Source organism: Meiothermus cerbereus DSM 11376 (assembly GCF_000620065.1).
GTDB classification, from domain to species: domain Bacteria; phylum Deinococcota; class Deinococci; order Deinococcales; family Thermaceae; genus Meiothermus; species Meiothermus cerbereus.
This window is the reverse complement of sequence record NZ_JHVI01000017.1, coordinates 1-22,707: the sequence shown is the minus strand read 5'-3', so window position 1 is coordinate 22,707 and position 22,707 is coordinate 1. Positions and strand designations below refer to the sequence as shown.

Sequence of the window (22,707 nt, the reverse complement as noted above, 5' to 3'; positions counted from 1 at the left end):
CCGCCCCCCTTGCCAGGTCGGGGATAAGAACTGCGTTCAGCGCTGTGGCAGAAGACAGGAACCACCCACCCGGGCCTGGAAGTTAGGCTGGCGGTATAGTGCTATACTTGTAAAGCAATGCTTGCCATCCGCTTGCCCAGGGAAATCGAGGAGCGCCTCGAAAAGCTCGCCCAGAAGACCGGGCGCAGCAAGAGCTACTACGTGCGCCAGGCCATCCTGGAGCACCTGGACGATCTCGAGGACTATTACCTTGCGGTAAAACGGCTCGAGGCTCACCTCCCCGCCATCCCCTTAGACGAAGTGGAGCGCCGCCTTGGGCTACAGGATTGAGTTCGACCCGCGAGCCGAGAAAGAGCTTGGAAAGCTAGACCCCGAGGCAGCCCGCCGCATCCTGCGCTTCTTGCGCGAGCGGGTGGCGGTTCTGGATGACCCGCGCAGCATTGGAGAAGCCTTGCACGGGCCGGAGCTGGGCAAATTCTGGAAGTACCGCGTGGGCGATTACCGGCTGGTCTGCCACATCCGCGACCAAAGCATCAGCATTCTGGTCTTGCGGGTGGGCCACCGGCGGGACATCTACCGCTGAGCGGTTGCCCCAAAAGCAAGTTTCTTGCCCCCCTCTTGGAGCGATGGACAGCGAAAAGAGGGCAAGAAGCCGTCAACAAAACAAAGGCTTGATCTCCCAGGCCAACCTGACAGGCGCCGACAAAGCGCCGCTAGCCTTGCCGAAGCGAGCGAAACAGGCGGGCCGTATTGGCCGCCGCCACCGCATAGAGCATGGCCCCAGCAAAAAAGGGCAGCCCCAGCAGCCCGTAGGCCAGGTCGGGCTTGGCCACCAGGGAAAACAGCACCCCGCCCAGCAACCCCCCCACCGCCACCGTCAGGCTTTGCAGCCCGGCCAGGGCCCCTTGCAGGGTTCCTTGCTCCTGCGGCGAGACCTCGCGGGTTAGAAAGGACTGGATGAGGGGCTGGCCCAGGTTGCTCAAAGCGGCCAGGGCGATGGTGGCGTACATCATCCAGCCCTGGGTGGCCAGGCCATACAGGGTAAAGGAGAAAAACCCCACGCTCTGGGCCAGGGTCAGCGCCCGGCGCTCGCCCAGGCGGGCCACCACCGGCCTGACCAACCCGGCCTGTACAATCACCCCGCCCAACCCCACCAGAAACAGCGATAAGCCCACCTCGAGCGGCCTCCAGCCGAACTTGTAGGCGGTGTACAGCACCCACACGCTCTGCAGAATCCCAAAAGCCAGAAAGATAAGCGAGAGGCTTAGGGATAAGCCCCGCAGGATAGGGGTTTTCCGCAAGACCAGGAGGGCCACAAACGGGTTGAGCGAGCGGGTCTGGGTACTGCGGTTTTCGGGCTTCAACGACTCGGGCAGCACGAAGTAGCCATACAGGAAGTTCAGAAAAGCCAGCCCTGCAGCAAAGTAGAAGGGCAGGCGCAGGTCGATATTGCCCAAAAATCCCCCCAGCACCGGGCCCAACACGAAACCCATCCCGAAGGTGGCCCCAATCAGGCCAAAGTTGCGGGCGCGCTCTTCGGGCTTGGAGATATCGGCAATGTAGGCGTTGGCAGTGGAGAGGCTGGCCCCCAGGGCTCCGGCAATCACTCGAGCCGCAAACAGCACCCAGATGGACTGGGTGAGGGCGGCAATCAAATAATCCACGCCAGTCCCCACCAGCGAGGCCAGCAGCACCGGGCGGCGCCCGTAGCGGTCGGAAAGCATGCCCAGAATGGGGCCAAAGGCAAACTGCATCACTGCATATACCGCAAAAAACAGGCCGTTGAGCCGGGCCCCCAGCTCCACGCCCCCCGCCAGGGTCTCGATGAGCTTGGGCAAGACTGGAATGACCAAACCCAGGCCCATCACGTTGATAAGTACCGAAATCAGGATGAAGGGAATAGAGGCGTTCTTCGACATGACCGCGCAATTATGACACCCGAGGTTCCAGCGGATTGGAAGCATAGGCTCAACTACGCAACCGCGATAAGCTAGTAGACGTGCTTCTGAAGCATCTGGAAGATACCCGTTCCTTTGCCCAACAGCTCGTACAGCGCCTGCCCAAAGGGGCGCTGGTGCTGCTTACGGGGCCCATGGGGGCAGGCAAGACCACCCTGGTGAAGTTCATCGCCGAGGCCCTGGGGTTCAAAGGTGAGGTTACCAGTCCCACCTACACCCTGATCCACGAATACCCCACCGCAGAGGGCCTGCTTGTTCACATTGACGCCTACCGCATGGCCGACCAGGAGGAGCTTTATCACTTGGGCCTCGAGGACTACCTGCCCGAGGCTCGCCTGATCCTCATCGAATGGGGGAAGCCCGAGGTGTTTCCCGATAGCCTGGAAATTCGCCTGACCCCCACCCCGCAGGGGCGACAGCTCGAGCTCATCCCCCACGGAAACACAGCAGCCCCTCCGTTAAGCGAATAATCTTCACTTCCCGCAAGCCAGCAGGAGGGCTTTTGGGCCAGGGGCAGATTCGCCGTATAATCGCCTACGACCCCTCGAGGTTGAAGGAGGAAGTTCATGCGCAGAGCTTTGTTCATCTTGGTCGCCCTGTTGGGAGCGGCGCTGGCCCAGGGTTCGGTCACCATCACCTACTGGCAATACGACTTCAGGAGCAAAGTGGAGGCCATAGACGAGCTCATCAAGCGGTTCGAGGCGGCCAACCCTGGCATCAAGGTACAGCACCAGACCTTCCCCTTCGACGCCTATCAGCAAAAGGTGGCCTCTTCGATTCCTGCCGGCCAGGGGCCCGATGTGGTCAACCTGTTCTATGGCTGGCTGCCCACCTGGGTCAAGGCCGGCTATCTGCAACCCATGCCCAATGAGTACATCAAGGTGCTGGACAGCGAGTTCTCCAGCCTGGCCCAGGCTGCCAAAGTGGGCGGCAAACTGTATGGTATGCCCACGGCGGTGCGTTCGCTGGCGCTCTTCTACAACCGTGACCTGCTCAACGCCGCCGGTTTCAAAAACCCGCCCAAAACCTGGGATGAGTTCCTCAACATCGCAGCTAAGCTCACCATCAAGGACGGCAACAAGTTCACCCAACTGGGCTACGCCATGGCCCCCGATGGGCAAGACCACCACCTGGTGCGCGAGGTACTGATCCGGCAGTTTGGCGGGCGGCCCTACTCCGACGATGGGCGCAAGGTGCTCTATGGCGATGCCGCTGGCCTCAAAGCCTTCACCTTCTATACCGACTGGCTCAAGAAATACAACGTGGGCACCCTGGGCAACCAGTTATTCCCTGGCAACAACGCCTACCGCGACGCCTTTATCGCTGGCAAAGTGGGCATGATTATTGACGGTTCTTTTGCCATCGGCACCATCCGCAACGGGGCCAAGTTCAACTGGGGCGTCGCCGAGCTACCCCTGCAAAAAGCCGGTGCGCGCAAGGTGAACTATGGCTCCTTCTGGATGCACGGCCTGACCCCCCTGGCCACCGGGCCCAAGCAAGCCGCCTCGCTTAAGTTTTTGGAGTTTTTGGTCTCGGAAGATACACAGCGCTACTGGCTCGAGAAGGTAGGCGAGCTGCCCGCCCGCAAAAGCCTGATCAAAGACCCTAAGCTCACCTTGGACAAGGTCTTTGGCCCCTTCGTGCTCTCGCTGGCCTATGCCAAAGCCACGCCTTTTGTAGATGAAATTGGGCAACGCAAAGTCATGACCGATGCCATCAACCGGGTGCTGTTGGAAAACAAAGACCCGGCGGAGTCCTGGCGAATGGCCGTGGCCGAGGAGCAAAAGCTGCTGGACAACTTCTGGAAGTAACGAGGTCTGCGTACGGCTGGCGCAGCCGACAATAATCTGGAGCTATCGCGCTGGTTGTGTCACTGTGCAGCGCAAGGCCACCGATAGCTGGCTGTCCAAACGTTGGGCTAATCCAGCTTAGAGAGCCCCGGCACGAGCTTGCCCAAGCCGATCTACCGACCCACTCGCCCGTCCATCACCCTCGTACCCCACCATGAACAAACCAATCGAACCCGCCAAACGAGGGATATCGCTGGCCACCCGCGAAGCGCTATGGGCTTTTGCTTTCCTGGCCATCCCGCTGGCCTTCTTCTTGTTCATCCGCATCTGGCCTGCGTTTCAGGCCCTTTGGCTTTCGCTATTTGACTGGCACGCCGACCCCAGCAAAAGGCCTTTCGTAGGGCTGGAACACTACCATCAGATGTTGGACGATCGGCTGCTGCTCAAAGCCTTGCAGAACACGCTGGCCTACACCTTGTTGGGCGTCCCGTTGCAACTGCTATTAGGGCTTTGCATTGCCCTCATGCTCAACGCAGTCACTCGTTTTCGTGACGTGTTTCGGGCCATCTATTTTGCGCCTTACGTCACCCCCGCGGCGGCGATTGCCTGGGTGTTTAGCTGGATGCTCTCGCCCAACTTCGGCATTGTCAACGAGATCCTGAGTGTGTTTGGTATCCCTCCTCAACCTTTTTTGACCAAGCCTTCGCAGGCCTTGGCAACCGTGACGATGATTGTAGTATGGCAAAACCTGGGTTTTCAGGTGGTGTTGTTCTTGGCGGGTCTGCAAAACATCCCCCGCGACTACTACGAGGCCGCTCGCATTGACGGGGCCAGCAACTGGCAGCTATTCCGCCATATCACCCTTCCGCTTTTGAACCCGGTGATGGTCTTCTCGGCAGTGATAGGCACCATTGGCTTTTTGCAGCTCTTCACCCAGGTGGTCAACCTCAACTTTACCGATCAGGGCGGGCCGTTGGGCTCCACCCTGACGCTGGCCCTGTACATCTACCAACAAGCCTTCGCTCGGTTTGACCTGGGCTATGCCGCAGCCATCACGGTCTTGCTGTTTGTGATTATCCTGTTCATCACCCTGGTGCAACTACGGCTCTTGTCGCGGCGGGTGGAATACTGATGAAGCGCCTATCTACGTTCCTCGTCTACGCGCTCCTGATTCTGGGCAGCCTGGTGATGTTTTTTCCCTTTGTGTGGATGTTCCTGACCTCCCTCAAGCCTTTTGCCGAAATTTTCGAGCTCAAGGTCTGGCCCCAGGCCCCCACCCTGGACAACTACCGCGAGGTGCTCTTCAAAACCCAGTTTCCCCGTTGGTTCCTAAACAGCCTGATTGTGGCCCTCATCACCACTTTTTCGGTGTTGTTGTTCGATTCGCTGGTGGGCTACACCCTGGCCAAGCTGCGTTTTCCCGGACGGGGGCTGGTATTTGTGCTGATCCTTTCGACCCTGATGGTGCCCACCGAGATGCTCATTATCCCCTGGTATGTGATGAGCACCCAGTACGGCTGGAGCAACACCTACTGGGGCTTGCTGTTTCCCGGCCTCATCAGTGCCTTTGGGGTGTTTTTGATGCGGCAGTTTTTCCAGACCCTGCCCACCGACCTGCTGGACGCCGGGCGAATTGATGGGCTGAGTGAGTTTGGGGTGTTCTGGCGCATTGCCTTTCCCCTGGTGCGCCCGGCCCTGGCGGCTTTGGGTATCTTTACCTTCCTGGGCAACTGGAACGCCTTTTTGTGGCCCCTGATTGTGGTACAGACCGCCGATATGCGCACCATCCCGGTGGGGGTGGCGCTGTTCTCGAGCGAGGCCGGCACCGCCTGGAACCTGATCATGGCCGCCAGCAGCCTGGCAGTGCTGCCGGTGCTGCTGGTCTTCTTGTTCTTCCAGCGTCAGATTATCGAAGGCGTAGTACTGACGGGGGTCAAGGGCTAGGGCGGTTTTCCTGGTAATCTGGTCGGCATGAACAAAAACCTGGCCCGCTTGTTATGGCAGCAGTACCGCGGGCACCTGCTTGGTTTTGCCGCTGGGGTGCTGGTGGGGGTGATGTTTGCCGACTGGCTGCGGGGCATCGTAACCGCGCTGTTTGTGCTTTTGGTATTGCTGGCGTTGTACTTTGTGTGGGTCTATTTCGATAAGCTCAAGAAGCAGTGAGCTTTATGGAACTCATGACCCCCGCCCCCATCCTGGACACCCCCCCCGCGCACCTGCCCACTGGCAACCTCGAGGTGCACGTAGAAGCCAGCCCCCAAGCCCCCACCATCTCGCGCATGGGGGTGGCCTCGCTGGGGCTCAATGGCCTGCTGGACTGGGTGGGGGCGCCTTTGCTGGAGGTGTCCGGCCAGGGCTGGCAGGTTTCGCGCCTGTCGGACTGGATTCCCATCTGGGAGAACGCCCAGCTCACGGTGACGCTCTTAGCCCCCTACGGCGAGCGGGGGCTGGCGCTCAGGCTGGAGCCCAAGCAAAACGGCCCCCTGCAGGTAGCGGGCAACCTGGAGTACCTGGGTCTTAGGCGTTTTAGGGAAGAGAGGCTCGAGGCCGCTTTCCGCACCGGGCACGATGCCTGGACTGGCAGCTATGTGCTGGAAGCCCGCAGCGAGCGCACCCTGCTGGCGTTGGGCTTACAGGCCGACCCTCCCCCCACCCGAATAGATTGGGGCCCCCAGTTCGTGCTCGAGTGGGCGCATGGCCCGGTCACGCTCTACCTGGGCCTGGCCCCCGAGGCCGACGGGGCCCGCACCACCGCCCTGCACCTGCGGCGCGTGGGCTGGGAGGGCCTGCTGCGCAAGACCCTGCACAAGCTGGCCCTTCTGACCACCAACTACACGGGCCCCCTCTACGAGGTCTACCGGCGGCATCTGATTTTCAGCTACTTCTACGCCCAGGCCGACACCCTCGAGGGCGAGCCGGTGCTGCTGACCTCCCGTAGCCCCCACTACTACGTCTCGGGGGCCTACTGGGCCCGCGACGCGCTCTTGTGGTTTTTCCCGGCCCTGCTCAAGGCCGACCGCAAGCGGGCCCGGGAGGTGCTCAAAGCGGCTTTCCGCCGCCAGGCCCGCTGGCCGGGCGAGCACGCCCAGTACCTGGCTGGGCCGCCCCTGTACCCCGGTTTTGAGCTCGACCAGGCTGCGGCCTATCCGCTGGCGCTGGCCCGGTATTTGGAGGCCACCGGCCCCAACCCCGAGCTGGTGAGCGAGCTGCGCGCGCCGCTGGAGGGGGTGCTGGCGCGGGTGGCCGAGGAAAAACACCCCTCGCTGCCCCTCTACCGCACCTTCCTCTCCCCCACCGACGACCCGGTGCAGGAGCCCTACCTGACCTACGACAACGCCCTGTGGGCGGTGGCCCTCGAGCGCCTCTCGCCCTTCTGGCAGGGCGGCGAGGCACTGAAGCTCGAGGCCCGGGCCATCCGCGAGACCCTCTACCGCCAGGCCGAGCGCAACGGGCGGTTTGTCTTTAGCTTCGAGCCGGGGGGCGCCCATACTTTCTCCGACGAGCCCGCGGGCAGCCTGCTGCTGCTCCCCCACCTGGGCTTTTGCAGCCGCCAAGACCCCATCTGGCAGGCCACCGCGCTCTGGATTCTGGGCAACGACAACCCCCACCACTACAAAGGGCGCTTTCCCGGCGAGGGCTCGGCCCACTTTCCCTTCCCCTCGGGCTTTGGACTGGCCAACCGGATTCTCTCGGGGCTCTTGCGCCCTGCGGGGGACGCGCTGATGGTGCTCGAGCAGGCCCCCCTCGACCAGGGCTACGCCCCTGAGTCCTTCGACCCCGAAACCGGCCAGGCCCGCACCGGGGTGGGGTTTGCCGCGCTGGCGGGCTTCATCGCCTACGCGCTTGCGGCGGGCAGTCGCTTGAACCCCGCCTGAATCGTTCCGCCTGAGCGCAGGATGATCTCTCGTGTTCTCTACTGCCCGCGCTTCAGGCGGGGGCCCCAGAATGAGAGCTAATCAAGAGGATTTTTATCCGCTCAGAGGTTCAGGCCGATATCGAAAGTGGCCGCATACCCCGCCCCGCTTGGGGTCAGGTTGAGCAGGAGCTGGCTGCCGCCGTTGCGGTAGATGCCGTCGTTGGCGTTGCGGGTGCGGATGCCCGCTTTTGCGTAGGGCGGGTTGGCCAGGATACGGTCGCTCAGGGCATCGTCGAAGAAGAGCTGGGAGGTGAAGTCGCGATTCTGGTAGCGGATTTTGAAGTGGATGTGCACGGTGCGGCCCGGATACCAGCCGGGGTAGATGGTGGTGAACTCGGCCACCCCCTGGGCATTGGTGACCTGGTAGCCGCGCAGCCACTTTTGCCCGCGGGTGTCGGCAAAGCGATCCTGCACCCCGGAGTAGAGGCCCTGGGCGTCGCACTGCCAGATGTCCACCATGGCCCCCGGCAACAGGGTGCAGCCGCTGCTCGAGACCCTCGAGATCACAAAGCGCAACACCAGTGGAACCCCCGGCTTCACCACACCCGTAGCCGGGTCGGAACGGATGTCGGAGCGGTTGAGCTGGGTGTCCACAAAGTAAGGCCCCTCGGTCAGGGCCGGGCGCACAATGCAGGAGGGCAGCGTGTTCTGTGCCTCGGCTTTTTGCCCTAAGAGTCCGCTCACCCCGGCGAGCCCGCCCAAACCCAGCGCGGCCAGCACCTTGCGGCGGTTCAATATCGTTCCAATCGGCTTATCGTCGTTATCCATACCAACCTCCCGCTTGACCTACATTCTGGGCATAAATAGTGGTAAATGGGTTAGGAAGAAAGGTTTACCGGGGGAATACAAAGAAAGGCGTGTGGTTGGTGGTTCAACCACACGCTGCAATCCACACACCCTCAGGGGTCTAGCGCCACCACCCCCGGGGCCCCCGTCCATCGCGACCGGCCATCCCCAGGCGCAGCTGAACCGGCTGGGCTACAAAGGCCTTGGCCACGGCCTGGCTGCTGGCTTTGAGGGTACTGGCCTGCTCGGTGGTGAGGCGCTGGGCCTGCACCGCCTGGTCGATGGCCTGGTTGCGGGCTGTGACCAGGGCGGCCTCGAGAGCCGCGGGGGTTTTGCCAAGGTCGGTGGCTACCTGGGCCAGGGTCTTGGTGCCACCGCTCAGCACCGCCAGCTCGGCGGGGGTCACGCCCAGGAACTGGGCCGCGCTGAAATAGAGGTTACCGATCAGGCCCATGGGGGCTTTCATCATGCGCTGCATGGCCCTGGGCTGCATCGGCATAGGCTGGGGTGCCGGAGTCTGCTGGGCAAAGGCGCCCGCCAAGGCCAGGCTCGAGGCCACCAACAGGGTTTTCATGGTCTTGTTCATAATCTTCCTCCTTCGGCTGGAAAGCCTTCTTGCTTTCCCGAGAAGAAGTGTGGGGCAGGGTGGTTACGAGGCAGTTACGACACGCTGAGAGGGTTTCTCATACACAACCAACTGCACATTTGGGGGCCGGGTCTACCTTCTTGGCCTGCGGCCCACATAACCCGCCCATAACCCCTACAATGCAAGCTGGAATCATGCGGCTGTTGCTGGTTGAAGACGAACCAAACATTGCCCGCCCCCTCAAGCGGGCCCTCGAGGCCCAGGGGCACCAGGTTCGCCACGCTTCCGATCTGACCGAAGCCCGTGAACTGCTGGCCGAGTCCGAGCCCGACATGATGATTCTGGACGTGCGCCTGCCGGAGTCGGAGGATGGTGGGTTTATTCTGGCCCGCGAGGCCCGCAGCGCCGGATACAAAGGCCCCATTCTGTTCATGACCGCCCGCGATGCCCTGGCCGACCGGGTGATGGGCCTGGACGAAGGCGGCGACGACTACGTAGTCAAGCCCTTCGATCTGCCAGAGTTGCTGGCCCGGGTGCGGGCCTTGCTGCGTCGGGTGAGCGAGGTTAAGCAAAGCCGGGTGCAGTATGGCCCCCTCGAGCTCGACCTGACCGACCGCAGCGTACGCTGGGGGGGGCGGGCGGTAGAACTCTCCCCCCGTGAGTACGCCCTCTTGGAGCGGCTGGCTTTGTTTCCGGGACGGGTCTATAGCCCGGAAGAGCTGCTCGACCTGATCTGGGGCGAGGAGGCCTCGGATGTGGGGGTGGTCAAGGTGTGCGTGCACCACCTACGCAGCAAGCTGGACAGCAGCGTGGTACGCACCGTGCCGGGGGGCTACCGGCTGGGGTTGGAAACATGAGCCTGCGCCTGCGGCTGGCCCTGTTCATTGCCCTGGCCATTTCCCTGGCCCTGCTGCTGCAGGGTTTTCTGGGGTACGCCAGCTTCGAGCGCTTGCAGATGGGCAACCTCGAGCGCGAGCTCGATACCTATCTGGGTCGCATTGCCCTACAGCTCGAGGGCCGCCGGGGCCCCCCGCGCCTCTTCCGACGCGAGCGAGACGACGATGAGTCCAGGGCTTCCGGTTTGATGCCGCTGGATCACCTGCGCGATGGCGCTCTTCTGGCGCCCCTCCCCAACCCCACCCCCGCCGGCAGCATCGCCCACGCCCGGCTGGTGCGGGAAGGGGAAGTATTGCGGGAGTGGGGTCGTTTTCCTACCGAAGTTCCCCTTTCCGACAACCTCGAGGCCCGGCTCGAGCAGAACTGGCTCTACAAAAGCCTGCGCCTGGGCCCCAACCTCTACCTGCAGGGGGCCCTCGAGGCCAGCCAGGTGCGGGCCAGCCTGGCCGGCTACCGGCAAACCGTGCTCTTTACGGCCCTGGTGGTGGCGCTGCTGGGGGCCTGGGTGGCCTGGCTGGTCAGCGGGCCGGCCCTCAGGCCCCTGCGCCACCTGCAGGAAGCTGCACGCCGGGTGGCCGACTCGGGCGACCTGAGCCTGCGGGTGCCCGCCGAGGGCAGCGGCGAGCTTTTCCACCTGAGCCAGACCTTCAATCAGATGCTCGAGCGCCTTGCTGCCTTTCGCCAGCGCGAGGCTGAGTTCACCCGCAATGCCGCCCACGAGCTGCGCACCCCCCTGACCGCTTTGCGCCTGCAGCTCGACACACAGCAGCAAGGGCTGGCCTCGCCCGAGGAAACCCTGGCCGTGGTGCGTGAGGAGGTCGAGCGGATGAGCCGCCTGAGCGAGTCGCTGCTGACCCTGGCGCGGGAAGGGCGGGGACAGAAGGTGGGGCTGGACCTGGCCCAGCTGGCCCGCGAGGCCGCCAGCCGGGCCGGTGTGCCCTACCGGGGGCCCGAAACCCTAAAGCTGTCCGGCGACCCCTTCCTGCTGGCCCAGGCCCTGGAAAACCTTTTGAACAACGCGCAAAAGTATGCCCCCAAAGCAGCCGTGCAGGTCGAGCTCGAGGCCACACCTGACCAAGCCTTCGCTATTCTGCGGGTGCGCGACGAGGGCCCCGGAATGCTGCCGGAGGTCACGAAACGGGCCACCGAACCCTTCTACCGTGCGCCTGGGGTGCGGGTGCCCGGCCACGGGCTGGGCCTCTCGGTGGTGGCCCAGGTAGCCCGGGCCCACCAGGGCAGGCTGGTGCTTTTGCCCAACCAGCCCCAGGGGCTCCAGGCCGAGCTGTGGATCAGGCTAACCGAGGGGTAGTTGCAGCTCGAGGGCGGGCCCCTGCAGCCCCCGAGGATTGCGGCCATCTCGAGCCCGACCTTCACTACCGTTATCTGTAGCCCCGGCCAAGCAAGCAGTTTGCTGGCGGGGTGTGAAGGCCCTGCATGGGATATATGCCGATTTGCGGAAGCCCGCCCTTTGCAAAACTGACCCGCCGGTCAATAATGAACTCTCGTGACACCGCCCAGGGGAGAGCCCCATCGTTCACAGCTTTTGGCTATCTGGGAGGGCGTGCTGGCCATCCTGTTTATCAACTGGAGCACCGGTGTGGTCATGACCGGCTATGCGCTATGGCTGGGCGCGCCCCCCGTGGCCCTGGCTATTCTGGGCGCACTGCCCATGGTAGGGCAACTGGCCGCCCCCCTGGCCCTTTTTTTTCGCGGCAGCCGCAAGGATTTGAGCGCCAACCTCTCGGCCTTTGGGCGCGGCCTGTTTGTGCTGGTGCTGTTCGTGCCCCTGATGCCCGAACCCTGGCGCATCCCTGGCCTCTTGATAATTGCCGCACTTACCCAGCTCATTCTGGCTCCGGTCAGTGTGCTCTGGACAAGCTGGATGGCCGATCTGGTGCCCGAACAGAAGCGCGGGCGCTACTTTGGTTTGCGCAACGGGGTGCTGGGTCTGGTGGGCACCCTGGGCAACCTGGCCGCGGGCGGCCTGATTGACGCACTGGGCAAGCCCTGGGGCTTTTTGTTGGCGCTGGGCCTTGCGGTGGTCGCAGGTGTTGGCGCCACCTTCATTTTGCGCCAGCAGTATGAACCACCCCTGGTAAGCACACCCCCCCGCCCCTCCGAGTTCATAGAACCCCTATCCGACCGGCGCTTCCGGGGGTTTTTGGGCTTTGTGGTGCTTTTTTTGGGCGCGGTGAGCGTGGGCGGGCCGTTTGTGTTTCCGCTGTTCCTCGAGTACGCCCGCATGAACTTCACCCAGGTGGGGCTCTGGACCGTGATTGCCGCGAGCTGTGGGCTGGTGCTGAGCCCCTTGTGGGGCCGCCTGGCCGACCGGATTGGGCACTGGCAGGTTTTGCTCTTTAGCAGCAGTGTAGCAGCACTGGTATTGCCCCCGCTGTGGCTGGCAGGGGGGCCAGGGCAACTACAAACCATCTGGATCTCGGCGGTTTGCGATGCCCTGGCCTGGGGGGGTATCGGAACCGCCCTGACCAACGTAGCCCTGCAAAGCGCCTCGCCGGAAAAACGCAACCTCTACCTGGCCTGGTACTGGATGGCCTTTGCGGTGGGTGGAATTCTGGGCTCGCTGCTGGGCGGGGCCCTGGGCAGCCTGCATCAGCAGCTCAAGCTGTTCCCCAGCCCCTACCACCTGCCCATCCTGGTCTCGATGCTTTTGCGGGTAGTAGCGGTATACTACCTGTGGTGGCGGATTCGGCGTGATAAGAAGCGGGCTGCAGCGCTAAGAGCACAGGCATGAGTGCCGCACCCACTGCCTTCCTCGCAGAGCAGCCCGGGATTGCCCCTAGCAGGTATTTTCTGGCGAGGAACTGCAATCCCCAGGTGGGGCAAGGCCCTTCATGCTGTGTAGCAGCTTTTTGTAGGCCAACCAGCCCTAGGCTTTTCTCACCCTCCTTTGTGAGAATGAGACAATGGATCGTTTTCCCTGGGTGGAGGTTTTCCGTGGCCTAGCCATTTTAGAGGTGGTACTCCACCACCTTCTAGGCCGCTTCCTGCGGGAGGTATCCCCGGAAACCCTCCTCTGGCTCCTCCTGGCCGCCCTAAACCGCACCCTTCACTTCGCCGTACCGGCTTTCCTCTTCCTCACCGCATTGGTGATTGGGGCCAGTTTCCTACGCTCCTTCTCCCTAGGACGCTACTTAGGAAACCGGAGCCTAAGGCTTCTTTGGCCCTACCTCCTTTGGAGCGGGATCTATCTGGCCTTCCGTTACTGGGACCACGGGGTCTTCCAGCTCGAGCGCGTTCCGCACCAATTGCTCTGGGGCAAGGCCTATTTTCACCTTTACTTCCTGGTGGTGGCCCTGCAGCTCACCCTGCTCCTGCCGCTCTTCCTCCCCATGGTGCGCAGGCGGGTCCATGGGGGATGGTTTCTTCTCCTGGGCCTGGGGGCTACCCTCCTCATCTACCTCCTCAACCGCCACTACCGCTTTCTGCCCTATCCGGGGAGCTTCGTTCTTTGGTACCTGCCCGCCATCGCCCTGGGGCTTTACCTAGCCAGCCGCCTGGAACTCCTCCCCCGCTTTCTGCGTCTCTGGCCCCTGGCCCTGGGCCTGGCCCTTCTGGGCCTTGGCCTCTACCTGCCCCTGGCCCTGGAAGTCCTCCAAAAGCGTCCCGTGAACACCATGCACTACCAGCTAGCCCACTGGCTTTACACCACCGCCATGGTCTTCCTCCTGCTGGCCCTGGCCTACCGTCTGGCCCAGACCCGCTGGCAAGCTCCCATGGCCTTCCTGGGCCGCTACTCCCTGCAAATCTACCTCCTCCACCCTATGGTCATGCGCCTTCTGGAGAAAAATCCGGGCTTCCCCGAGCCTCTAGGGCTCAAGCCGGCCTTTTTGATCTACCTCCTCCTGGCCTTTGGCCTCCCCCTTCTCCTGGCCCATCTCCTCACCCGGGCCCGGGTCTCTTTAGCCCTCTTCGGACGATGAAACCCATCTGGCTTTTCCCCCCTCTGCTGGCCCTGGCCCTTTGGGCTGCCCTCAGACCCCAACCCTTTACCTGGGAGGGGGAAGGGATTCGCTACCAACGAGCCGGGGTAGGGCTCTTCGCCCAGATCTGCCGGCCTTTGGGAGCAATCCAGGGAGCAGTCCTCCTGGTTCCTGGGGGATTCGGCCCCCCTACGGCCAGCATGCTGGCCCGCTGCCGCTCCTGGGCAGAGCAAGGCTTCCTGGGGGTGGTGCCCCACCTCCGGGGGCGGGGAAAAAGCGACGGTAGGATCACAGGATGTCTGGAAGAGGCTGAGGACCTAGCTCACCTAGCCCGCCTCCTTCCGAGGTTGGGGGCCAATCGGCACGCCTATGCAGGCTACTCCCTGGGGGCCTGCGTGGCCCTAAAGGCAGCGGCCCTGGAGGGAAGCGCCAAGGGGGTAGTCTTTGCCATCGGCCCCGTGGACTTCGAAGAGCAGGTGGCCATCCTAAGGCGCAGTCGCCCTGAAGCGCTTGCCCGCTGGCGGGAGGTGTTTGGGGAGGGCCCAGAGGCCTTGGCCCGTCAGAGTCCCTTGCCCCAGGCCGCCCGGCTCCAGGCCCCCTTCCTCATCCTCCAGGCAGGGAACGACCCCCTCATCCCCCCCACCCAGGCCTGCCGACTGAGGGACGCACGGGAGGAGATTGGGCGCAAGGTCTACCAGGTAGCCCTCACCCGGGAAGGGGAAACCTGGACCCAGCCGCTCAGCAAGGGTCGGGCTTGCCTCAGACCCACGGGCTTCGGCCCCTTAGGCGAGGATCACCTGGTTCTTTTCCCCGACCTACACCATGACGTGGTTCCCGCCATGGAAGCCATAGCGGAAAGGTTCCTTCGGGCCTGGTTGCGCTGAGCTCGAGGGCGTGAAACCCTGGCCCTTGCGGTAGGATGCCAACATGCGTGTACGCAGGCTCCCGCTGCAGGCAGCAGGCCGCCTCCCACGCCTACCTGGGGCTTTTCGGAGCCGACCAGATTTGGGGGTGGCTCCTGGCATAGCCCTAGGTGGGGGCTCTTGCAGAGGTATTATACCGGATTCAAAAAGATAATCTTCAAATAAAAAGCGCTAAGAGGCTATCTTTTTGAATCCTAGAGCACACCCCTCGCTGCGCTCGGCGAAGAAAGCGTATCCCTTCGGTCGGGTTAGTTCGACACCGTTCGGTGACGAACTAACCGAATCTGGTATTACTCGAGGCCCGCCAGCTTGCGGTTTTTGGCGATGTAGTCGTGCCACTGCTCGGGCACGTCTTCTTCGGGGTAGATGGCCGAGACCGGGCAGGCCGGCACACAAGCGCCGCAGTCGATGCACTCGTCGGGGTGGATGTAGAACTGGTCTCCGCCGTCGTAGATGCACTCAACCGGGCAGACTTCGACACAGGACTTGTCCTTGGTGCCGATGCAGGGTTCGACAATCACATGGGGCATGGTTTCCTCCGTTGGTTGGGCTTGGGTTAAATAGACAAAGCCGCCAAACTGGTTCTTATTCTAAAGAATTTTGCGAGAAGTCAAGGGGCAGCGCGACGCTTTCTCATGGGAAAGCCCGCAGCCTCCTCAAAAAGCACCTTGCAGCAAAGGCGGGCCAGGCCCATAAAATGCTATGCTAACCTGGAGCGGATCAAAGCCGCTCTGAAAAGCTTTTTATGGATGGTGGCATCAGTCTGAACCCCGTCGAGTTTTTGAAAGGTGCCCTCGAGATTCCTTCGGTTTCGGGGCAGGAGCGTGCGGTGGCGCAATACCTGGCCGAGGGCATGAAAAAACTGGGCTACCCCAAGGCCTGGGTAGATGAGGCCGACAACGCTCGAGGCCAGATCGGCACGGGGCCGGTGCAGGTGGTGCTGCTGGGGCATATCGACACCGTGCCGGGGATGGTTCCGGTGCGGCTCGAGGGCGAAAAGCTGTTTGGCCGCGGCTCGGTAGATGCCAAGGGCCCGTTTGTAACCTTTGTGCTGGCCGCCGCCGGGCTTGCGCCCGAGGTCTTGCAAAAGCTAACCATCCATGTGGTGGGTGCCACCGAAGAAGAGGTGCCTAGCTCCAAGGGGGCCCGCTACGTGGTAGAAAAGCTCAAACCCGATTTTGTGGTGATTGGCGAGCCCTCGAGCTGGCAGGGCATCACCCTGGGCTACAAGGGCCGCCTGCTGGTGCGGGTACGGCGCGAGAAAGACAATTTCCACTCGGCCCACCACGAGCCCAACGCCGCCGAAGAGCTCATCAGCTACTTTGTCAGCATCAAGGCCTGGGCCGAGGCCATGAACGTAGGTCAGGGGCCTTTCAACCAGGTACAGTACAACCTGCGCGACTTTAAGATCGAGCATCCCGATACCCGCCAGCTCGCCGAAATGAAATTTGACCTGCGCCTGCCCCCCCGCCTTTCGGTCGAGGAGGCCATCCGCCATCTGTCGGCCTACGCCCCGCCCACCCTCGACCTCGACTTCTCCGGACGCGAGGTGCCCTATGCAGGCCCCAAGGACACCCCCCTCACCCGCGCTCTGCGGATCGGCATCCGGCAGGCCGGGGGCGAGCCGGTGTTCAAGTACAAAACCGGCACCTCCGACATGAATGTGGTGGCCCCCCACTGGAAAGTGCCCATGGTGGCCTACGGGCCGGGCGATTCGACCCTCGACCACACCCCCAACGAACATCTGGAAATACCCGAGTTCTTGAAGGCCATCGAGGCCTTGCGGGCAGCCCTGACCCGGCTGGCCAAGTAGCGCGCCCTCGAGCGCTACCTCAGGGCAGGTAGAAAGCGCATCCCAAAGCCGCAAAAATAGCCAGAACCCGATAATGATCGGCTTCGGCGGGCTCAACCGCCCTTTGCAGTGGCCTGGAAGCCCCACCCCACCTGCCTAAGGGCCTCGTACAGCCCCACCCCCACCGCCACCGCCAGGTTGAGCGAGCGCCCGCCCCTGCCGGGCATGGGGATGGTTACCCCAGGAAAGCGCTCCAGCACCTCCGGCGGCAAGCCCCGGCTTTCCGGGCCAAAAAGCAGGTAATCGCCCGATTGATAGCGCACCTCGGCATAGCATTGGGAAACCTTGCTGCTAAAGGCCCAGACCCGGCCATCCTGGGGTAAGGATTCCAGAAAAGCCTGCCAGGAATCGTGCAGAACAAGCTCCACCTCGGGCCAGTAGTCCAGCCCAGCCCGCCTTAGCTTGGCGCTGTTCCACTGAAAGCCCAGCGGACGCACCAGGTGCAGCTCGGCCCCGGTGGCCGCGCAGGTGCGGGCGATGTTGCCAGCGTTCTGAGGTATTTCGGGTTGATACAGCACCACCTTAAACATGTGCCGAATATATCGCACTATCAGGGATTGGGGCTGCTGCGGCAGGGCAGGCTGGGAGCAGGTCTACCCCGTTCACGCTTTAGCTGCCTCACGGCGGATTTGCTCGAGCTGTAAAGTTAGCTTCCCAGCTCCAAAACGCTCTGGTTGCCGCGCAGAATGTGCACCTGCACGCCCTCTGCCACCAGATAGGCCCGCTTCTGCAGAAGCCGCTGCACCTCATCGCTCAGGCCAAACACCCGGCGCCCTTTTTCCCCCGGCCAGAGGAAAAACCCTTCCGGCAAAGCCACCAGGTGCACCTGGGAGACCCGCGCGCGGGCGCGCAGCGCCCCTTCTAAAACCCTGGCCGAGGCCAGCATGGTCAGCAGAATCAGGTTGGTGCCGGGGTCGGGTATGGGCACGGGCGTGGGGTCTGGCTGGGGCTGGGCGCGGCCCAGCTCGGCCAGCAGCCGCTGCTCGTGCACAGGGCCAAAACCCACCGACAGGGTGCGGTTCCCCAGCGATAGCCCCACCGCCAACCCATCTTCGGAGGCCGCCCGCAGCAGACTGGCCGCCAGGCTGGTGGCGTGCTCGAGGTAAACAGCCCCACTCCTACCCATTCCCTGTATGTCCAGATGAATCCAGACCGCACTGCTCTTAACCTGCTCAAACTCCCGCATCATCGGCTGGCCCTGCCGGGCCGTAGCCTTCCAGTGCAGGTGACGGAGGGGGTCGCCCGGGACGTAGGCCCGCACGCCCACGAACCGGGTGGCGTCCTCCATTCCCCCCACCGCCGGGTGCCCATCGGCCAGCAGGGTGCGCCGGAGGTTGGGCAGCAAAACCGGGTGTATGGCCGGGTATACCACCACCGCGCCACGCTCCAGGCGAACTTCTACCTCCCGCTCGAGCACCCCCAGCACATCGCGCACAAACAGCCGCACCGCCGGCAGGGCATGCTCCCCCCGACGCCGGGCCAGCAGTGCGATGGCTTGTTCTAGACGCCATTCTCCCCACACCAGGGCCCGCCCGCCCCAAGCCAGCACCCCCAGCGGGGCCGAGCCTTTCCCTTCCACCCGGACGTACAGAGGAATCCAGCTCTGAAGCACAAGCTGGAGCTGGGCTTGGGCCTTTTGGCCCGCAAAAAGGTAAGCTTTAGAGGCCATCACGGCGCAGCGCGCCCGCGTCCAGCGCGGCCCCAACACCAGCAAAGCCGCAAGGAAGAGCGGCAGCAACCAAAGCCACATGGGTTCGCTCAAACCTCCACCGGAACCGGAATGTGCTGCTTGATTTCCTCCAAGACCTGCTCGGCTTTGGCCCCCTCGAGCCGGGCCTCGTAGTGCAGCAGCAGGCGGTGGGCCAGCACCGGCACAACCGCACTTTGAATATCGTCCGGCAAGACAAAATCGCGCCCAGCCAGGGCGGCTTTGGCCTGGGCAAAGCGCTGCAGAGCCAGCGCAGCCCTGGGGCTCGCGCCCAGCAAGACCTGGGGTGCTTGCCGGGTGGCCTGGACAATGGCCAGCAGGTAGTCCTCGAGGTCGGGCTCGAGGTGGACCCGACGAACCTGCTGTTGCAGCGCCACAATCTCCTCTGCGCTGGTAAGCGGCTGCAGGGCCTCTTCCGGGCTGGCCTCCCTCAGGCGGCGCAAAATCTCCCGCTCGGCCTCGGGTTCGGGGTATTGCAGGCGCAGCCGACACATAAAGCGGTCGAGCTGGGCCTCGGGCAGGCGGTAGGTTCCCTCCTGTTCGATGGGGTTTTGCGTGGCAATCACCCAGAAGGGCCGGGGTAGGGGGTGGGTCTGGCCCTCCAGGGTAACCTGGCCCTCCTGCATGGCCTCGAGCAAGGCCGACTGGGTCTTGGGCGTGGCGCGGTTCAGCTCGTCGGCCAGCAGCACCCCGGTAAAGATAGGCCCCGGACGAAAGTGGAACTCGCCATTGTGGTAGACATAAACCCCGGTCAGGTCGCTGGGCAGCAGGTCGGGGGTCATCTGCACCCGGCGGTACGGCAGGCCCAGGCTGCGGGCCAGCACCCTTGCCAGGGTGGTTTTGCCCGTTCCTGGCACATCCTCCAAGAGCAGGTGTCCTCCGGCCAGGAGCGCGGCCAGAGCTTCTTGGATGACCTCTGCTTTGCCCACAATGGCCTGTTCGATCTGTTGATTGATACGCTGGAACCAGGATGAAATCATGGGGGTGGAAACCTCCGGGGTATCTCCTCGGCCAGATCTCGGGCCTCCAGGGCGTGTTGGGGCAGCGGCCTTCCCCCATAACGCACCTGCTGGTAGAGCTCGAGCAGCCGCAACAACATGGCCTTTACCTGAGGCTGGCGGGCCGAAATCTCTTCCATGTAGCAAGCAGGACTCACCGATGGGGGCCTGGGCAGACCCAGTTGGCGCATGCGCTGCTCGAAAGTCCAGTAGGCCTCGCGGATGGGGTCGGATGGGGCCAGGCGGGGTGCTCGCGGCCGGCCCAAAAGGGGTGGGGCGGGAGGCTCACCCGCCTCGGGTTGCCGCAAGCGCCACACCCCGTACAGCAGGCCCAGCAGCAAAAAGAAACCCCCCAGGGCCATCAAGAAAGCCAGCAAATAGCCTGCTTCGGTGAGGCCAGGGGGCACAGCGCGTTCCTGCCATTCCAACAAAGGGGCGGTGGGACGCTCGAGCCCACCCGGCGAGGCAAACCCACCCCCCTGGCTGCTGCCCCTAAGGCCCCCCAGCAGCAAAACCCAGGTAAGGGCCACCGCCAGCACCGGCAGCACAAAGGAGCCCCGGAACACCCCACCCCTGGCCCGGTGGCCCCAAAAGGCCGCCACCAGCACCAGGGCCAGAATCAGCAGCATAGCCAGCTGCACCCCCTCCAAGGCGCGGTTCAAGAGCGGCAGCCAGGGTTCTAGAGGCGAGCTGCCAGGGCGCACCCAGCGCACTGCCGGCCCCGAGACCTCCGGGGCTTCTGGCAGGGCAGGGGCTAAAGGCGACTCGAGGGGCCGACTCTGCTCGATGCGGTCTGGCAAGCCCGGCCAGTTTAGCTGCACAAACCCGAGGCCGAGCAACAAAAGAGCTCCGCTGAGCCCCAAGGCCAAAAGCCCCGCAGGGCTCCAGTAAAACCTGCGCCCCAGGCTCTGGGCCAGCAAAAGCTCCCGCACCAACCCCCAGGCCAGATGCAAAACCAGCAGCAAGGCCAGCACCACACCCGAGGGGTACAGCAGCAAGAGGCCCAACCCCGGCCCCACAGCCCAGCGTTCCTGCCGCTGAAACCTGCCCGCCATCACGCCAAATACCCACAGCAGAAAAGTGGTTTGGAACCAGTAGGGCCAGGCCGCTTCCCAGGAAGCCAGGGGGGTGAGCAGGTGCAAAAGGCCGGGAAAGGCAGCGAACCACAAAAAGCCATCGCGGTACCGGCTGCGCCACAAAAGCACAAACAGCCCCATGCCCAACAGCAGCCCCAGGCGCAGCTCTGGTTCAGCCACGCCCAGCAAAATGCCCCCCGCGGCAGCCGCCAGCACCCAGTGGGGCTGCCCCGCAACCGCTCTGGTCTGTCCAGAAACAAAAAAATGCATAAGAACTTAGCAAACCAAGACCTGCGTAACTACAAATCCCTTGGTGCTTCATTCTAGAACTTCCATGAGCAAAAAAGGAGGGGCTGCTCGCCCCTCCTGACATATTGGGTAGGTTTACTTCCGCAAAAGCCGCACCACCTCCACCAGTTGCGCGGGTGTGGGGGGCTTTGGGTCAGCCTGGCACTGGGCCAGATAGGCCTCGAGTATCTCCTCCCCCACCGATTCCAGCGCACTCTTCACCCCGCTCAACAGGGTCAGAATTTCCCGGCACTCCCGGTCTTCTTCCACCATTTTTTGCAGACCGCGCACCTGCCCTTCCAGACGCCGCAGCCGGTGGATGATCCGGGTTTTGTCGTTGAGGCCAAAGCTGGTGTTTGGGGTTGGTTCAGAAGAGGTGGGCATGGGAAAGCCTCTATTACCGGCTGATGGGATACCCGCGGGACATCCAGGCCTGGATTCCTCCGGTAACCAGATTGAGGTTGTTGTAGCCCTTGCCCATCAGGTAGCGCACCGCCACCCCGCTGCGGTTCTGGGTGTTGCAGTGAATGTAGACTACCCGATCTTTGGGCACCCGGTTCCACCAGCGCTCAATCTCCTGCAGCGGCCAGTTGACCGCGCCGGGAACGTGCCCCTGGGCAAACTCCTGGGGGGTACGCACATCAATCACAAACGCTTTGGGGTTGGACAAAGCCGCCTTGAGATCGTCTACCGTGACGATTTTGGGCTGGGCCAGGCCCCAGGAGAAAAAAGCCAGCAGCAGAAGGGCTGCTAGCCTCATGCCACCACCCCGGCGCTGGCCTTAATGGCCGCCTCGACAAAAACCCGGTCGGGCTGTCCGCCCAGGATGCGCTGCTGGGTGGCCCCGCTGATGATGGTGTCGGGCACCCCCGAGATGTTGTAGCGCCTGGAGAGCAGGGGGAACTCGCTGGCCTCTACCCCTTCGGCGATGATGTGGGGGTTGTGGTAGGCCAGCCGGTAGGTCGCCAGCACGGCCTGCGGGCAGTAGGGGCAGGTGGGGGTGACGAAGGCCTGCATCCGCACCGGCGAGGTAACCTTTTGCAGGTCGGCCTGCGACTTTTCGCCCAGCTTGGTTTCGCCCGTGCCTAGCATCAGCAGGGTCTCGATCAGGGTGCTAAACTCGTAGCCGGCAGGCAGCCCCAAAAAGCGGATGTTGTGGCGCTGTGAGCCTTTCTCCCGCAGCAGTATGGTGGGCGCATAGTTCAGGCCCAGGGCCTGGGCCTCGGGGTCGGCGTGCAGCGAGCGCTGTTCCAGGCTCAGATTGGGGTTTAGGGCCACCACTTCCTTAAGCAGGCCCAGGGTTTCGTCCTGTAGCCCAACTTCCTGCCCGGGCAGCTCGAGGCCCGCGGTGGTAAAGACCACCACCTCCACCGGGGTTTGGATGGGGGCCAGCATTTCGCGCACCTGGGCTTGAATTTTCTCGTCTAAAAACATGGTTTCTCCTTTGGTGTGGGGCCATGTATACCCCCACCGGTATGCCTAGTATACCCCCAGGGGATATATTTCGCAAGGGCACCAGACCGCTAGACTAAAAGTTATGTGGGATTCGTTCAAAAAACTGCTGGGACTGGGGCCCAAAGTGCCCCGCATCTCGCCCAAAGAAGCCCAGGAAAAGCTCAGGCAGGGGGCCGTGCTGATTGATGTGCGTACCCCCCTCGAGCGCAAACTAAGCAAAATTCCTGGCTCCCAGGGCCTCCCCCTGGCCGAGCTAGCCAAGCGCTGGGAAAGCCTGCCCAAAGACAAGCCCATCATCTGCCAGTGCGAAAGCGGCAGCCGCAGCCAGCAAGCCGCCGAGTTTCTGGCCGAGAAGGGTTTTGAGGCTTACAACCTGGCCGGTGGCATCTCGGCCTGGCAGGCCGCCGGATTACCCATCAAAAAGGGCGACATTCAGCGCTAGCCCAGACACCCCACAAGCCCCAAAAACCTTTACCCCCGTGAGAGCAGAAGTCCCCTTACGGGGCTTTTTGTTTGCGACTTGGGGAGTTGGA

26 protein-coding genes are annotated in these 22,707 nt (G+C 63.1%); 15 read left to right on the top strand and 11 right to left on the bottom strand.

From position 1 onward, the window contains the following. The first annotated feature begins 117 nt into the window (after positions 1-117). Entirely contained in the window at positions 118-330 is a 213-nt protein-coding gene (gene relB, locus Q355_RS0107880; RefSeq protein ID WP_027877300.1) for a type II toxin-antitoxin system RelB family antitoxin, read from the top strand. Beyond that, entirely contained in the window at positions 314-583 is a 270-nt protein-coding gene (locus Q355_RS0107875; RefSeq protein WP_027877299.1) for a type II toxin-antitoxin system RelE family toxin, read from the top strand. Before relB ends, Q355_RS0107875 begins: the two co-directional genes overlap by 17 nt. A gap of 130 nt (positions 584-713) precedes the next feature. Here the strand turns inward: Q355_RS0107875 and Q355_RS0107870 are convergent, their stop codons facing one another. Continuing rightward, complete coding sequence (locus Q355_RS0107870; RefSeq protein ID WP_027877298.1) at positions 714-1,919, bottom strand: TCR/Tet family MFS transporter; 1,206 nt, start codon at positions 1,917-1,919, stop codon at positions 714-716. An 80-nt stretch (positions 1,920-1,999) separates the two neighbouring features. Here Q355_RS0107870 and tsaE point away from each other — a divergent pair, with 80 nt between their 5' ends. The 6 genes from tsaE to Q355_RS0107840 all read left to right on the top strand — a co-directional run bounded on the left by tsaE (position 2,000) and on the right by Q355_RS0107840 (position 7,623). Continuing rightward, a complete protein-coding gene (gene tsaE / locus Q355_RS0107865; protein ID WP_027877297.1) occupies positions 2,000-2,428 on the top strand; it encodes a tRNA (adenosine(37)-N6)-threonylcarbamoyltransferase complex ATPase subunit type 1 TsaE in 429 nt (142 codons plus the stop codon). Between the two features lie 96 nt (positions 2,429-2,524). After that, positions 2,525-3,769, top strand: a complete 1,245-nt coding sequence (locus Q355_RS0107860) for an extracellular solute-binding protein (RefSeq protein WP_027877296.1) — start codon at positions 2,525-2,527, stop codon at positions 3,767-3,769. 193 nt (positions 3,770-3,962) lie between these two features. Beyond that, on the top strand, positions 3,963-4,880 hold the full coding sequence (locus Q355_RS0107855) for a carbohydrate ABC transporter permease (protein WP_027877295.1): 918 nt from the start codon (positions 3,963-3,965) through the stop codon (positions 4,878-4,880). After that, on the top strand, positions 4,880-5,692 hold the full coding sequence (locus Q355_RS0107850) for a carbohydrate ABC transporter permease (RefSeq protein ID WP_027877294.1): 813 nt from the start codon (positions 4,880-4,882) through the stop codon (positions 5,690-5,692). Before Q355_RS0107855 ends, Q355_RS0107850 begins: the two co-directional genes overlap by 1 nt. Positions 5,693-5,719: 27 nt before the next feature. Beyond that, entirely contained in the window at positions 5,720-5,911 is a 192-nt protein-coding gene (locus Q355_RS0107845; protein WP_027877293.1) for a hypothetical protein, read from the top strand. A gap of 5 nt (positions 5,912-5,916) precedes the next feature. Next, positions 5,917-7,623: a glycoside hydrolase family 125 protein gene (locus Q355_RS0107840; protein ID WP_027877292.1), complete on the top strand. Its 1,707-nt coding sequence runs from the start codon at positions 5,917-5,919 to the stop codon at positions 7,621-7,623. A 101-nt stretch (positions 7,624-7,724) separates the two neighbouring features. Here the strand turns inward: Q355_RS0107840 and Q355_RS0107835 are convergent, their stop codons facing one another. Together Q355_RS0107835 and Q355_RS0107830 are read right to left on the bottom strand one after the other, a co-directional pair. Further along, positions 7,725-8,432, bottom strand: a complete 708-nt coding sequence (locus tag Q355_RS0107835; RefSeq protein ID WP_027877291.1) for an intradiol ring-cleavage dioxygenase — start codon at positions 8,430-8,432, stop codon at positions 7,725-7,727. 139 nt (positions 8,433-8,571) lie between these two features. Continuing rightward, a complete protein-coding gene (locus Q355_RS0107830) occupies positions 8,572-9,036 on the bottom strand; it encodes a hypothetical protein (RefSeq protein WP_027877290.1) in 465 nt (154 codons plus the stop codon). A gap of 194 nt (positions 9,037-9,230) precedes the next feature. Here Q355_RS0107830 and Q355_RS0107825 point away from each other — a divergent pair, with 194 nt between their 5' ends. The 5 genes from Q355_RS0107825 to Q355_RS0107805 all read left to right on the top strand — a co-directional run bounded on the left by Q355_RS0107825 (position 9,231) and on the right by Q355_RS0107805 (position 14,758). Then, positions 9,231-9,893: a response regulator transcription factor gene (locus Q355_RS0107825; RefSeq protein ID WP_027877289.1), complete on the top strand. Its 663-nt coding sequence runs from the start codon at positions 9,231-9,233 to the stop codon at positions 9,891-9,893. Then, positions 9,890-11,242, top strand: coding sequence for a sensor histidine kinase (locus tag Q355_RS0107820; RefSeq protein ID WP_027877288.1), 1,353 nt, complete (start codon positions 9,890-9,892; stop codon positions 11,240-11,242). The genes Q355_RS0107825 and Q355_RS0107820 overlap by 4 nt, the downstream gene beginning before the upstream one ends. A gap of 195 nt (positions 11,243-11,437) precedes the next feature. Next, entirely contained in the window at positions 11,438-12,685 is a 1,248-nt protein-coding gene (locus tag Q355_RS15590; protein WP_036259011.1) for an MFS transporter, read from the top strand. 172 nt (positions 12,686-12,857) lie between these two features. After that, complete coding sequence (locus tag Q355_RS0107810; RefSeq protein WP_027877287.1) at positions 12,858-13,874, top strand: acyltransferase family protein; 1,017 nt, start codon at positions 12,858-12,860, stop codon at positions 13,872-13,874. After that, a complete protein-coding gene (locus Q355_RS0107805) occupies positions 13,871-14,758 on the top strand; it encodes an alpha/beta hydrolase family protein (RefSeq protein ID WP_027877286.1) in 888 nt (295 codons plus the stop codon). The genes Q355_RS0107810 and Q355_RS0107805 overlap by 4 nt, the downstream gene beginning before the upstream one ends. Before the next feature lie 329 nt (positions 14,759-15,087). Here the strand turns inward: Q355_RS0107805 and Q355_RS0107795 are convergent, their stop codons facing one another. Next, positions 15,088-15,327, bottom strand: a complete 240-nt coding sequence (locus Q355_RS0107795; RefSeq protein WP_027877285.1) for a ferredoxin — start codon at positions 15,325-15,327, stop codon at positions 15,088-15,090. A gap of 215 nt (positions 15,328-15,542) precedes the next feature. Between Q355_RS0107795 and Q355_RS0107785 the strand changes: the two genes are divergently transcribed. Then, positions 15,543-16,610, top strand: a complete 1,068-nt coding sequence (locus Q355_RS0107785; RefSeq protein ID WP_027877284.1) for a [LysW]-lysine hydrolase — start codon at positions 15,543-15,545, stop codon at positions 16,608-16,610. Positions 16,611-16,702: 92 nt separating this feature from the next. Here the strand turns inward: Q355_RS0107785 and Q355_RS0107780 are convergent, their stop codons facing one another. From Q355_RS0107780 to pdo, 7 genes are all read right to left on the bottom strand, one after another. Next, on the bottom strand, positions 16,703-17,179 hold the full coding sequence (locus Q355_RS0107780) for a tRNA (cytidine(34)-2'-O)-methyltransferase (protein ID WP_027877283.1): 477 nt from the start codon (positions 17,177-17,179) through the stop codon (positions 16,703-16,705). Positions 17,180-17,295: 116 nt separating this feature from the next. Continuing rightward, a complete protein-coding gene (locus Q355_RS15585; RefSeq protein ID WP_156941890.1) occupies positions 17,296-18,411 on the bottom strand; it encodes a DUF58 domain-containing protein in 1,116 nt (371 codons plus the stop codon). Then, complete coding sequence (locus tag Q355_RS0107770; RefSeq protein WP_027877282.1) at positions 18,408-19,337, bottom strand: AAA family ATPase; 930 nt, start codon at positions 19,335-19,337, stop codon at positions 18,408-18,410. The genes Q355_RS15585 and Q355_RS0107770 overlap by 4 nt, the downstream gene beginning before the upstream one ends. Next, complete coding sequence (locus Q355_RS0107765; protein WP_027877281.1) at positions 19,334-20,701, bottom strand: DUF4129 domain-containing protein; 1,368 nt, start codon at positions 20,699-20,701, stop codon at positions 19,334-19,336. The genes Q355_RS0107770 and Q355_RS0107765 overlap by 4 nt, the downstream gene beginning before the upstream one ends. 114 nt (positions 20,702-20,815) lie before the next feature. Beyond that, on the bottom strand, positions 20,816-21,103 hold the full coding sequence (locus tag Q355_RS0107760; RefSeq protein ID WP_027877280.1) for a metal-sensitive transcriptional regulator: 288 nt from the start codon (positions 21,101-21,103) through the stop codon (positions 20,816-20,818). A gap of 13 nt (positions 21,104-21,116) precedes the next feature. Beyond that, the gene (locus Q355_RS0107755) at positions 21,117-21,479 is read right to left on the bottom strand and encodes a rhodanese-like domain-containing protein (RefSeq protein ID WP_027877279.1); all 363 of its coding nucleotides are present in this window, start codon (positions 21,477-21,479) and stop codon (positions 21,117-21,119) included. Next, on the bottom strand, positions 21,476-22,153 hold the full coding sequence (pdo, locus tag Q355_RS0107750) for a protein disulfide oxidoreductase (protein ID WP_027877278.1): 678 nt from the start codon (positions 22,151-22,153) through the stop codon (positions 21,476-21,478). Before pdo ends, Q355_RS0107755 begins: the two co-directional genes overlap by 4 nt. Positions 22,154-22,256: 103 nt before the next feature. Between pdo and Q355_RS0107745 the strand changes: the two genes are divergently transcribed. Then, entirely contained in the window at positions 22,257-22,616 is a 360-nt protein-coding gene (locus Q355_RS0107745; RefSeq protein WP_027877277.1) for a rhodanese-like domain-containing protein, read from the top strand. The last annotated feature ends 91 nt before the right edge of the window (positions 22,617-22,707 follow it).